The following is a 12,496-nucleotide window of genomic DNA, read 5'->3' on the forward strand; positions in this document are numbered from 1 at the left end:
TCCGGGATCACGTCATGAAAAATGCGGCCGGGCGGCGGACGGGTCCCCATGGAACCCGCCCGCCGCCCGGCCGCCGAAGCCGGCCGAAATACCAGTCGCCGATGCCCCGCCGAGGCGCGTCAGCGGCTCTGCTGAGCCGGCACACCCGGCATCTTGTCGTCGTCGTCATCGATGCTGACACCCGCGGCGGCGACGGCCGCGCCGGTGAGCGTGGCCAGCATCTCGCGCACGTTGGTCAGCTGCGCGTTGATGCTGTCGCGGCGGTGGGTCAGCGCGGCCAGCTCGCGCTCGGACTCCGAGCGGATCCGGTCGGCCTTGGCCCGCGCGTCGGCCACGATGTCGTCGGCCTGGCGCTGCGCGGTCTCGATCGTCTGACGCGAGCGGCGCTCGGCGTCGGTACGCAGCTTCTCGGCCTCCAGGCGCAGCTGTTCGGCCCGGTGCTCGACCTCGGACAGCCGCTTCTCGGCCTTGGCCTGACGGGCCGCCAGGTCGCGCTCGGACTGCTCGCGGCGCTTGGCCAGGTTCGTCTCGAAGTCGGCGGCGGCCTGGGCGGCCTTGGCCCGGGTCTCCTCGAAGAGGGCCTCGGCCTCCTCGCGCTTGGCCGACGCGTCCTTGGCCGCCTCGCCACGCAGCTGTGCGGCGTCGCTCTTGGCCTTGTCGAGGATCCGCGAACCCTCGTCCTCGGCCTTGGCCTTGCGCTCCTTGCCGTACTGCTCGGCGTCGGAACGGACCTGCTGCGCGGCGGCCTCGGCCAACTCGCGGTGCTGATCGGCGGCGCGGCGGGCCTCCTCGCGCAGGTCCTTGGCCTCTTCCTCGGCGAGGCGGAGGATCTTCTCCACCCGTGCGCCGAGGCCCGCGTAGGACGGTTCGGCGTCGGCGAGTTGGGCCTGCGCGTTCTGGCTTTCGAGGTGCAGTTCCTCGATCCGCTTCTCCAGCGCCGAGATCCTCGCGAGCGCGCTGTCACGGTCCGACACGAGCTTCGTGATGCGGTCGTCGACCTGCGAACGCTCGTACCCACGACGGACGATGTCGAAGCCGTGCGGAGAGTTAGTGTCGCTCATGGGGTTCCTGTCGTATGACGGGTGCGGTGAATGAGGTGACGGGTGGAATCCTGGCACGAATCGGGCGGAGCATCGACCTGACCGGGAGATAAGAACCGGCCGGCATCGCTCAATCGGATGACGACGAACCGGAGCCCTTCGCCGCGGGGCCCTTGCCCGACGAGGAGTTGCCCTTGCCGGCCCCGAGGCCCGCGGGCGCGGCGAGCGCGTCCAACACGCCCTGCACGCGCGACATCTCGGCGGTGATGTCCTTGCGTCTGCGGTTCAACTCGTCGAGTTTGCGCTGTCCGTCGGCGCGGTGACGGTCGGCTTCCTTGCGCGCCTCGGTGCGCAGTCGCTCCGCCTCCTTCCGCGCCTCGTCGAGAACCTTCTCGGCGTCCGCGGCGGTCTTGCGACGGACCGCCTGCGCCTCCCGCTGGGCGGCGGCCACCTGTTCGGCCACCTTCGCCCGCAGGTCGTCCGCGCCCTTCTGGGCGTCGGCGAGCCGCTGTTCCGCTTCCGAGAGCAGCGCCTCGGCCTTCTTCACCGCGGCAATACGTACCCTATCCGCCTCGGAACCGGCCTTGTCGCGAATCCGCTCGGCTTCCTCGGCCGCGGCCACCTTCATCTTCTCGGCGTCCACGCGGGCCTCGCTCACCTGTTCCTCCGCGGCGGCCACCAGGTCGTCGACCCGCTTGCCCGCCTGCTTCAGACCCTCCGCGGCCTGCCGGCGGGCACGTTCGACGACCTGCTCGGCCTCGCGGTCGGAACGCTCGCGCGTGGCGGTGGTGTCGCGCCGGGTCTCGCCGATCATCGCGTCGGAGTCCTGGCGCGCCTTCTCTATCACCGCGGTCGCCTCGGCGCGCAGGCGTTCGTCCTCCGCCTCGGCCTCGGCGATCAGCAGGTTCGCCGCCTCGGTCGCCTCGGCGAGCCGCTTCTCGGCCTTGCGCTCGGCGGTGCCGACGATCTCGGTGGCCCGGCCCTTGGCTCGAACCAGCAGCTCCTCGGCGTCGTTCGTGGCGCGCTCCAGCTCGGCGCGGGCCTGCTCGCGCAGTTGCGCCGCGGCCTCCTCGGCCTCGCGCATCTCCTTGTTCGCCGCCTCGCGGCCGGCCGTACGGGTCTTCTCCGCCTCGCGGTCGGAGTCGGACTTCATCCGGTCGGCGTGCTTGCGCGCGGCGGTGACCGTGGCGTCGGCCTCGGCACGAGCCCGAACCAGCGTGGTCTCCGCGTCGTCGCGGGCCTTGGCCAGGTCGCGTTCGGCGAGCGCGGTGAGCCGGTCCGACTCCTCCCGGGCGGCGTCCTCGATGCCCACCACCGCGGCGCGTACCGCCTCGGCCTCGGCCTGCGCCTCGGCGACCGCGCGGGCCGCGTCCTCCTTGGCCAGCCGGGCCTGGGTGGTGGCGCTCTCCAGCAGGTCGGTGCCCCGCGCCTCGGCCTTCTCCAGCAACTCGCGGGCCCGCGCCTTGGTGCGATCGCGCAACTCGGCCGCCTCGTCGCGCGCCTCCTCCAGCGCCTGGGCGCCCTGGGTACGCAGCCGGATCGCCTCGGCCTCGGCCTCCTCGCGCAGCCGCGTGGCGTCGGTGTCGGCCTGCTCCAGCCGACTCAGCGCGGCCGTCTCGGCCTCGTCGCGCATACGCTCCGCGTCCGCGGTCGCCGCCTCCAGCGCGGCGGCGGCCTCCTCGCGCAGCGTGGTCGCGTCGGCGTTCGCCGAGGCCAGCGTCGCGGTTGCCTCGGTGTGCAGGCGCTGCGCCTCGCTGCGCGCCGCCTCCAGCGCCTCGGCGGCCTCCCGGCGCAGCGTCCCGGCCGCCTGCTCGGCGTCGGCGCGCACCTGTTCGGCATCGCGCTCGGCGCGCTCCAACAGCGCGCGGGCGGCGGTCTGCGCCTCGGACCGGGCCCGGTCCGCGTCGGTCTCGCCCTGGGTGCGCATCGTGTCGGCGTCGGCCTTGGCCGCGGCCAGCGCGGCGGTGGCCTCCTGGCGCAGCGCGCGGGCCTCGCCGTCGGCCTGCTCCAGGATGCCGAGCGCGGTCTCCTCGCCCTCGGCCCGCATCCGCGCGGCGTCCTTCTCGGCCTTGTCCAGCGCGGCGCGCACGGTCGCGGCGGTCTCGGTGCGCAGCGTGTGCGCGGCGGCCTCCGCCTCGGTGCGCATGCGCTCGGCCTCGGCGTCGGCCTGTTCCAGCACCGAACGCGCGGTCTCGGTGGTCTCCTCGCGCAGCGTGCGGGCGGCCGTCTCGGCCTCCGTGCGCATGCGCTCGGCCTCCTCGTCGGCCTGCTCCAGGACCGAGCGGGCGGTCTCGGTGGTCTTCTCGCGCAGCGCCTGGGCGGCGGCCTCCGCCTCGGTGCGCATCCGGGTCGCGTCGGTGTCGGCCGCGGCCAGCCGGGCGCGGGCCTGCTCGGTGCTCTCCTCGCGCAGGGCCGCCGCCGCGCTCTCCGAACTCTCGCGCAGCGCCCGCGCGGTCTGCTCGGTCTCCTCGCGCAACGCGCGGGTCTCGGTCTCCGTCTGCTCACGCAGCGCGCGGGTCTCGGCCTCGGTCCGCTCGCGCAGCGCGCGGGTCTCGGTCTCCGCCTCCTCGCGCATCGAGGACGCGTCGCGACGCGCGGCCGAACGCATCTGGTCGGCCTCCTCGCGGGAGTCGGCGAGGGTCTTCTCCGCCTCGGTCCGCGCCTCGGTGAGGGCCTTGTCGGCCTCGCGGCGCGAGTCGGTGCGGACCTTCTCGGCCTCTTCCCGGGCCTTGCCGATCAGTTCGTCGGCCTTGACCGCGGCCGACTGGGTACGGGCGCCCGCCTCGGCGCGAGCGCGCTCCATCGTGGCCTCGGCGTCGGCCCGAGCCCGATCCAGCGCGGCCTCGGCCTCGGCGGCCGACTGCTCGGCTCGGGACCGCAGTTCCTCGCTCCGGGCATGCAACTCGGCGGCCTGCCGCTCCGCTTCGGCGCGCATCGCCTCGGCTCGGGCCTGGGCCTGGTCGCGCAGCTCGGCCGCGGCCAGCTCGGCGGAGCGGATCAGCTCCTCGGCGGCGCGGTTCGCGTCGGCGCCGGCCTTCTGCGCCTCCGCCCGGGCCTTGGCCACCACTTCCTCGGCCTCGGCGTGCGAACGACCGGCGTTCTCGGCGGCCTCGGTACGCACCCGCTCGGCCTCGGCGCGGGCCGCCTCGACCCGCTCCGCCGCCTGCGCCGCGGATTCCTCGCGCAGCTGCTCGGCGGCGGCCGCGGCCTCGCTGCGCAGGGTCTGCGCCTCGATCCGGGCGCGCTCCAACTCCTCTGCGGCCTCCGCCTGTTGGCGGTTGGTCATCTCGCGCAGGCGGTGCGTGTCGGCGACCGCCTTCTCGCGCAGCTTGCCGGAGTCGGCGCGGGCCGCCTCGAGCAGCTCCTCCGCGCTCTCGGCAGCCTGGGCACGCACCTGCTCGGCGTATTCGCGCGCCTCGTGCGCCAGCCGGTCACTGGACACGCGGGTGCGCGTCTCGACCGCCTCGGCGTCGGCCTGGGCCCGGGCGCGCAACTCGTCGGCCTCGGTGCGGGCCTCGCTCTGTACCCGCTCGGCCTCGGACCGGGACTTGGCCATCAGGTCGTCGGCGGCCCGTGCGGCGGTCTCCAGGCGCTCGGCCGCGCCGGCTTCGGCGTTGGTGAGCAACTGCTGTGCCTCGGCCCGCAGTCGGTCCACCTCCTGCCGGCGGCGCTCGATCTCCGCGCGCGCCCCGGCCTCCAACTCGTCGACCCGGGCCAGGGTTTCCTCGCGGGCGGTGTCCAACTCGGCGCGGGTGTCGGTACGCAGCGCCTCGGCCTCGGCGCGGGCCTCGTCGCGCAGCCGGTCCGCCTCGGCGATCGCCTCGGCGCGCAGCCGCTCGGCGGCGGCGCGGGCCTCGGCGGTGAGCTTGTCCGCCTCCGCGCGGGCCTTGGCCAGATGCGCCTCGGCGTCGGTCGCGGCCTTGCCGAGCTTCTCGCCCGCCTCGGCCTCGGCGCCCTGGAGCAGCCGTTGGGCCTCCGCCTGGCGGCGGTCCGCCTCGCCGGCCGCCTCGGCGCGCAGCCGCTCGATCTCGAACTGGGCGGATTCGAGCAGTTTCGCGGTGTTCTCGGACGCGCCCTGGGCGCGGGCGCCGGCCTCACCGGTGACCCGCTCGGCCTCGGCCCGGGCCTCGCCGATGATCCGGGCGGCCTCCACCCGGGCGTCGCCGACCAGGCTCTCCGCGCGGGTGCGGGTCTCGGTGCGCAACTGCTCGGACTGGTCCACGGCCGCGCTCGCCCGGGCCTTGGCCTCGGCGACCACCCGATCTGCGTCGCTCTGCGCACGCGAGAGCAGCGACTCGACCTCGGCGCGCGTGCTCTCGTTGGTGCCGGCCGCCTGCTCGCGGGCGGCGGCAGCCACCCGCTCGGCCTCGGTGCGGGCGTTGTCCAGGAGTTGGCGGGCGCGCTCCTCGGCCTGGGCGCGCAACTGCTCGGCCCACGCGACGTTCTCGTTGACCCGGGCCTCGGTGGCCTGGCGCGCCTGGGCCAGTTCCTCGTCGAGGCGCCGGCGGCGCTCCATGACCTCGGCCTGCCACTCGGCCTCGAGCCGGGCCGAGCGGGCGGCGGCCTCCTGGAGCAGGCGCTGGGTGGTCGCGCGCGACTCCTGCAACTCGCGCTCGGCGTCGGCACGGACCTGGTCGGCCTGCAGTTGCGCGTTGCGCAACATCTGCTCGGCCTGGCCGCCGATGCTGTCGAATCGGGGTGTGGCGAGCTGGCGGCGAAGGTCATGCAGCTTCGCGCGGAGAACCTCGACCTGATAGCCGAGGTCCTCCGCGTGGGCGACGGTGTCGTCGCGCTCCTTCTTCAGCCGCTTGATCTCGTCGTCGAGCTGTTCGAGATGCTCGTCGACTTGGTAGCGGTCGTAGCCCCGCACTGTGGGGTCCCACTCCATCCCCTGGCCGCGTACGTTTCAGTACTGCAAATCGGCCGTTTCCGACCGGTTGGTGACGAAACGACCCCGAAAACCATCCGGAACCGCCCGTACCGCATTGACTACCAGGGAGAATGGTCTCAGATCCAGGGACCGCCGTCAGACGTTACGAAAGCGGTTGATGGCGTCGATATGCCGCGCGCGCATCTCGACGTCCCGAACCCCCAGGCCCTCCTCCGGTGCGAGACACAGTACGCCCACCTTGCCCTGGTGCAGGTTCCGGTGGACGTCCCGGGCCGCCTGGCCCGTCTCTTCCAGAGCGTAGGTGCGCGACAACGTCGGGTGAATCCTACCCTTCGCCACGAGCCGGTTGGCCTCCCAGGCCTCCCGATAGTTGGCGAAGTGCGAGCCGACGATCCGCTTCAGGCTCATCCACAGGTAGCGGTTGTCGTACTCGTGCATGTAGCCCGACGTCGAGGCGCAGGTCACGATGGTGCCGCCCTTGCGGGTGACGTAGACCGAGGCGCCGAACGTCTCGCGGCCCGGGTGCTCGAAGACGATGTCCACGTCCTCGCCGCCGGTGAGTTCGCGGATGCGCTTGCCGAACCGGTTCCACTCGCGGGTGTCCTGGGTGTGCTCGTCCTTCCAGAAGCGGAAGTCCTCGGCCCGCCGGTCGATCACCAGCTCGGCGCCCATGTCCCGGCACAACTGCGCCTTGTCCTCGGAGGACACCACGCAGATCGGCGTCGCGCCGCCGGCCAGGGCGAACTGCGTCGCGTACGAGCCCAGGCCGCCGGAGGCGCCCCAGATCAGCACGTTGTCGCCCTGCTTCATGCCCGCGCCGTTGCGCGAGACGAGCTGGCGGTACGCCGTCGAGTTGACCAGGCCCGGCGAGGCGGCCTCTTCCCACGACAGGTGCGCCGGCTTCGGCATCAGCTGGTTGCTCTTGACCAGGGCGATCTGGGCGAGGCCGCCGAAGTTGGTCTCGAAGCCCCAGATCCGCTGCTCGGGGTCGAGCATGGTGTCGGCGTGCCCGTCGGGGCTCTCCAGCTCGACGGACAGGCAGTGCGCGACCACCTCGTCGCCGGGCTTCCAGGCGTTGACGCCCGCGCCGGTGCGCAGGACCACGCCCGCGAGGTCGGAGCCGACCACGTGGTACGGCAGATCGTGCCGCTTGGACAGGTCGGACGCGCGGCCGTACTTCTCCAGGAAGCGGAACGTGGAGACCGGCTCGAAGAGCGAGGTCCACACGGTGTTGTAGTTGATCGCACTGGCCATCACGGCGACGAGGGCTTCGCCGGGGCCGAGTTCGGGCAGCGGCACGTCATCGACGTGCAGCGACTGACGCGGATCCTTGTCCCGCGATTCCACGCCCTCGAACATCGTCTCCTCGTCCTTGTGGACGGTGACGGCGCGGTACGAGTCGGGAAGCGGGAGCGCTGCGTACGCCTCCTTGGGGGTGTCCCCCGCGAGGATGGCGTCGAGGATCTCCTTCATCGTCGGCCTCCATGGGTCGGCGGTTGAAGCATGAGAAACATGAGGGATTGCCGAGCTTCGCTGAACTTACTCGCTGGTAACGCTAGGCGTTCGGCATAAAAGCGACAAGGGGCGAAGTCACAGGAACTGCGCCGCCGCTTTGACGATCTGTCTGTTGACGAGCCGCCGGCTCCGCGGGATGGCGCGGCCGGTCGGGCGCCGCCGCGGGATGCCGCGGGTCGGCGCGCTGTCGTGCGCGGTCATGCGCTGTCACGGGTGGTCGCGCGCGGTCGCGCGCTGTGTGACGAGTGGCCGCGTGATGTCGCGGGCCGAATCCCGGGCCCGGTGGTCGACGCCGGGCCCGGTGGCTCAGTGCTCCGTGTCGGGCGCGGCCGAGGTCACCAGTTCGGTGAGCACGCCGTGACAGTCCTTGGGGTGCAGGAACGTGATGCGCGAACCCATCGAACCACGCCGGGGCTCGTCGTACAGCACCCGGACGCCCTTGGCCCCGATCGCCGCCGCGTCCCCGTCCACGTCGGCGGTGCCGAACGCGATGTGGTGCACACCCTCGCCGTTCTTGGCCAACCACTTGCCGACCGCGGAGTCCTCGCGGATCGGCTCCAGGAGCTGGAGGTAGGACGCGCCGCCGTCCGAGGTCTCGTTGATCTTGAGCATCGCCTCGCGGACGCCCTGCTCCTCGTTGATCTCGGTGTGGAACACCTCGAATCCGTAGGTCGTTGTGTAGAAGTCCACCGTCTCGTCGAGGTTGTGACAGGCGATGCCGATGTGATCGATACGCGTGAGCACCATGGCCTCCCGAGGCCGTCGAGAAATGCGGGTTACCTGCGAGTAGATACCCGACCCTTCGTCACGAGACTATGGGCGAGAGCACACCCGATTCGTGCCGGGCGTGAGGGTGGGTTCCGTCACATCGGGGCCCCCTGCACCGGTCGGCGCCCTTCCGGGTAGGTTCCGGAACAACTTCACGTCCGTCGCGGGGATGCCGCACGTCGCCCGGCCCGCCTGGCGATGGCACCCCGACCATAAAGTTGTGGAGGCCACCCTCATGGCCGGTTCTGTCATCGTCGCCGGGGCCCGTACCCCCATGGGTCGACTGCTCGGCTCCCTCAAGGGCTTCTCCGGCACCGACCTCGGCGCCATCGCGATCAAGTCCGCGCTCGAGCGCGCGGGCGTCACCGGGGACCAGGTCCAGTACGTGATCATGGGCCAGGTGCTCCAGGCGGGCGCCGGGCAGATGCCCGCCCGACAGGCGTCGGTCAAGGCCGGCATTCCGATGAACGTGCCCTCGCTCACCGTCAACAAGGTCTGTCTGTCCGGCCTGGACGCGATCGCGCTGGCCGACCAGCTGATCCGCGCGGGCGAGTTCGACATCGTGGTCGCGGGCGGCATGGAGTCGATGACCAACGCCCCGCACCTGCTGCCCAAGTCGCGCGAGGGCTTCAAGTACGGCGCGGTCGAGATGCTCGACGCGATGGCCTACGACGGCCTCACCGACGCGTTCGACAACATCCCGATGGGCGAGTCGACCGAGCACCACAACACGAAGCTGGACATCTCGCGCGAGGAGCAGGACGCGGTGGGCGCGCTGTCCCACCAGCGCGCCGCGGCCGCCGCGAAGAACGGGATCTTCGACGCCGAGATCGTGCCGGTGGAGATTCCGCAGCGCCGGGGCGAGCCGGTCGTGTTCGCCGCCGACGAGGGCATCCGCCCGGACACCACCGCCGAGTCGCTGGGCAAGCTGCGTCCGGCGTTCAGCAAGGATGGCACGATCACCGCGGGTACGTCCTCGCAGATCTCCGACGGCGCCGCCGCGGTCGTGGTGATGAGCAAGGCCAAGGCCGAGGAACTGGGCCTGGAGTGGCTGGCCGAGATCGGCGCGCACGGCAACGTGGCGGGCCCGGACAACTCGCTCCAGTCGCAGCCCTCGAACGCGATCAAGCACGCGCTGGGCAAGCAGGGCCTGACCGTCGACGACCTCGACCTGATCGAGATCAACGAGGCGTTCGCGGCGGTGGCCGTGCAGTCGATGCGCGACCTCGGGGTGAGCACGGACAAGGTCAACGTCAACGGTGGCGCGATCGCGCTCGGCCACCCGATCGGCATGTCCGGCGCCCGCGTGGTGCTGCACCTGGCGCTGGAGCTCAAGCGCCGCGGCGGCGGCACGGGTGCGGCGGCGCTGTGCGGTGGCGGTGGCCAGGGCGACGCGCTGATCCTCACCGTTCCGGGCGCCTGAGCGACCGTACGGTTCCGTGTGATCGATCCACCTGAAACGATCTCGCAGTCGCGGGACGCGCACTGCGGTGTGGCGCCTCGCCGACTGCGGGGTCGTTTCGGCATATCCGAGCAGGGAAGCGGTGGCGCATGAGGTCGGGGATGGATGTCGCGACGTTGGTGGCCCAGGCCCGGGAGGGCAAGCCGCGGGCGGTGGCCCGGCTGATCTCGATGGTCGAGGACGCCTCGCCGCGGCTGCGCGAGGTGATGGCCGCGCTCGCGCCGCTGACCGGCAACGCCTACGTGATCGGGCTGACCGGCTCGCCCGGGGTGGGCAAGTCGACGTCCACGACCGCGCTGGTGAGCGCGTATCGCCGGCTGGGTCGGCGGGTCGGCGTGCTCGCGGTGGACCCGTCCTCGCCGTTCTCGGGCGGCGCGCTGCTCGGGGACCGGGTGCGAATGCAGGACCATGCGACCGACCCGGGCGTGTACATCCGCTCGATGGCCTCGCGCGGGCACCTCGGCGGGCTGGCCTGGTCCACGCCGCAGGCGCTGCGTGTGCTGGACGCGGCGGGGTGCGATGTGGTGATCGTGGAGACGGTGGGGGTCGGCCAGTCGGAGGTGGAGATCGCCTCGATGGCGGACAGCACGGTGGTGCTGTTGGCGCCGGGCATGGGCGACGGGATTCAGGCGGCCAAGGCGGGGATCCTGGAGATCGGCGACCTGTACGTGGTGAACAAGGCGGACCGGGACGGTGCGGCGACGACCGCGCGTGAACTCGGCCACATGCTCTCGCTCGGCGAGGCGCGGGGGCCGGGGGACTGGCGTCCGCCGATCGTCAAGACCGTGGCCTCGCGCGGGGAGGGTGTCGACGAGGTGGTCGAGGCGCTGGAGAAGCATCGGGCCTGGATGGAGGCGGGCGGCGAACTGCGGCTGCGGCGTCGGCGGCGGGTGGCGGACGAGGTGGAGGCGATCGCGGTCACCGCACTGCGGGCGCGGATCGGCGACCTGCGGGGTGGGCGGCGGTTGGAGGAGTTGGCCGACCACGTGCTGTCCGGGTCCACGGACCCGTACTCGGCCGCGGACGAACTGATCACGGGCCTGGGCGCCTAGCGGCCTCGCGGCTTCGCTTTTCGCGTGGTGGGCCCGGTTCGGCTCGCCGTCCTCAAGCGCCGGACGGGCTTGGTGGGGCTTGGTTTGGTGCGTGAGCTGCGGTTTCGCTTTTCGCGTGGTGGGCGCGGGTCGGCTTGCCGTCCTCAGACGCCGGACGGGCTGGGGTTGCTTTGGCCCGGCGTGTGGGCTGCGGTTTGGACGGGCTGGGGGTTGGTTTGGGCGGGCTCGTAGGCTGCGATCCGGTGACCGCAGCTCAAGCAGGGGAGCCGAGCAATTCAGCCCGTCCGGCGTTTGAGGACGGCGAGCCGGACCGGGCCGACATGTCTCAGCCCGTCCGGCGTTTGAGGACGGCCGATCCGAGCCGGGTCGACAGGCGTCAGCCTGTCCCGCGTTTGAGGACGGCGAGCCGAACCGGGCCGACATGTCTCAGCCCGTCCGGCGTTTGAGGACGGCCGGCACGAGGTGGGTCGACACAGGCGTCAGCCTGTCCCGCATTCTTCTGTGGAGGGGCAGACCGTGGCGCGGGCGGCGGGGCGCAGGTGGGCGGCCACCGCTCCGAACGCTTCGCCGACCATCTGTTTTTGGGCCGGCGTCATCACGTCCATCAGGTGCTCGCGGACGCTCTCGACGTGCGTGGGCGCGGCGGCCCGGAGCGCGGCCCAGCCCTCCTCGGTGAGCACCGCGTAGGCCCCGCGGCGGTCCGTCGGACAGTTGCGGCGCGCGACCAGGCCCGCGTTCTCCATCCGGGTCATCTGGTGCGAGAGCCGGCTCTTGGACTGCTGGGTCGCCTCGGCCAGATCGCTCAGCCGCACCTCCTGCCGCGGGTGCTCCGAGATCTGCACCAGGATCTGGTAGTCGTGCAGGGACAGGCCGTGCGTGCGCTGGAGTTCGCGCTCCAGCCGCGCCGGCAGCATGTTGATCACGGCGATGATCTGGCGCCAGACGTGCTGGTCTTCATCGCTCAGCCATCTGGGCTCGACATCGGTCATGAACCAAGAATACCGGAGTTAGTTGAAACTTGAATGACCCTTTGGTTGCCGCGCGTCGCGCCGCACGCTGTGAGACGGCCACGTGACCGATCGGTAACCTCCACTACGCTCGGCCCGTGCCGAAGCCACTGAACCTTCCCTTCGATCCGATCACCCGTGCCGACGAGCACTGGCGAGAGCACTGGGGCGAGTGTCCGCCGATGGTCGCCATCACCTCGATCATGCGTGCCCAGCAGATTCTGCTCGCCGGCGCCGACGCGGTGCTCAAGCCGTACGGCCTGACCTTCGCCCGCTACGAGGCCCTGGTCCTGCTCACCTTCAGCCGGACCGGCTCGCTGCCGCTGTCCCGGATCGGCGAGCGCCTGATGGTGCACCCGACGAGTGTGACCAACACGATCGACCGCCTGGAGCAGGCCGAGTTGGTCGCCCGTCGGCCGAACCCGCGCGACGGCCGCGGCGTACTCGCGGTGATCACGGACAAGGGGCGCGACGTCACCGAGCGGGCCACCCGGGACCTGACCGCGCGCGAGTTCGGGCTCGGCGCGTACACCGCCGAGCAGTGCGCCCAGCTGTTCGACCTGCTGCGGGTGTTGCGGGTGGACGCCGGCGACTTCGTGGTCGAGCCGGAGGCGGAGGCGAAGGACGAGGCGAAGAACGAGGCGAGGGACGGGGGCACGGCGGGGGAGGGGGCGGATTCGGGGACCCCGGTGCCGGCGACGTAAGCTGCATGCGCCATTGTGAAAAGCGGTCGACGACGACGTCGAGCCCGCCGTTACCGA

The 12,496-nt window shown here is 72.1% G+C and carries 8 protein-coding genes; 3 read left to right on the forward strand and 5 right to left on the reverse strand.

Features of this window, described 5'->3' with window-relative positions; translation table 11 throughout:
• Positions 1 to 119: 119 nt before the first annotated feature.
• From ACMXN5_RS21845 to mce, 4 genes are all read right to left on the reverse strand, one after another.
• Complete coding sequence (locus ACMXN5_RS21845; RefSeq protein ID WP_020555437.1) at positions 120 to 1,061, reverse strand: cellulose-binding protein; 942 nt, start codon at positions 1,059 to 1,061, stop codon at positions 120 to 122.
• A gap of 109 nt (positions 1,062 to 1,170) precedes the next feature.
• Positions 1,171 to 5,928, reverse strand: coding sequence for a hypothetical protein (locus ACMXN5_RS21850; RefSeq protein WP_439676627.1), 4,758 nt, complete (start codon positions 5,926 to 5,928; stop codon positions 1,171 to 1,173).
• Positions 5,929 to 6,066: 138 nt separating this feature from the next.
• A complete protein-coding gene (gene ccrA / locus ACMXN5_RS21855; protein WP_379995034.1) occupies positions 6,067 to 7,404 on the reverse strand; it encodes a crotonyl-CoA carboxylase/reductase in 1,338 nt (445 codons plus the stop codon).
• Positions 7,405 to 7,752: 348 nt separating this feature from the next.
• Positions 7,753 to 8,190, reverse strand: a complete 438-nt coding sequence (gene mce, locus ACMXN5_RS21860) for a methylmalonyl-CoA epimerase (RefSeq protein WP_379997255.1) — start codon at positions 8,188 to 8,190, stop codon at positions 7,753 to 7,755.
• A 259-nt stretch (positions 8,191 to 8,449) separates the two neighbouring features.
• On the opposite strand from mce, the gene ACMXN5_RS21865 reads away from it, so the two are divergent.
• A complete protein-coding gene (locus tag ACMXN5_RS21865; RefSeq protein WP_078979219.1) occupies positions 8,450 to 9,637 on the forward strand; it encodes an acetyl-CoA C-acetyltransferase in 1,188 nt (395 codons plus the stop codon).
• A 140-nt stretch (positions 9,638 to 9,777) separates the two neighbouring features.
• A complete protein-coding gene (meaB, locus tag ACMXN5_RS21870) occupies positions 9,778 to 10,728 on the forward strand; it encodes a methylmalonyl Co-A mutase-associated GTPase MeaB (RefSeq protein WP_395787862.1) in 951 nt (316 codons plus the stop codon).
• A gap of 479 nt (positions 10,729 to 11,207) precedes the next feature.
• Here meaB and ACMXN5_RS21875 read toward each other — a convergent pair whose 3' ends face one another.
• Positions 11,208 to 11,717 (reverse strand): MarR family winged helix-turn-helix transcriptional regulator, encoded by a 510-nt coding sequence (locus tag ACMXN5_RS21875; RefSeq protein WP_439676628.1) that lies wholly within the window; start codon positions 11,715 to 11,717, stop codon positions 11,208 to 11,210.
• Between the two features lie 116 nt (positions 11,718 to 11,833).
• Between ACMXN5_RS21875 and ACMXN5_RS21880 the strand changes: the two genes are divergently transcribed.
• Positions 11,834 to 12,439, forward strand: coding sequence for a MarR family winged helix-turn-helix transcriptional regulator (locus tag ACMXN5_RS21880; protein WP_439676629.1), 606 nt, complete (start codon positions 11,834 to 11,836; stop codon positions 12,437 to 12,439).
• Positions 12,440 to 12,496: the final 57 nt, after the last annotated feature.

It is taken from the genome of Embleya australiensis, assembly GCF_051903075.1.
GTDB lineage: Bacteria > Actinomycetota > Actinomycetes > Streptomycetales > Streptomycetaceae > Embleya.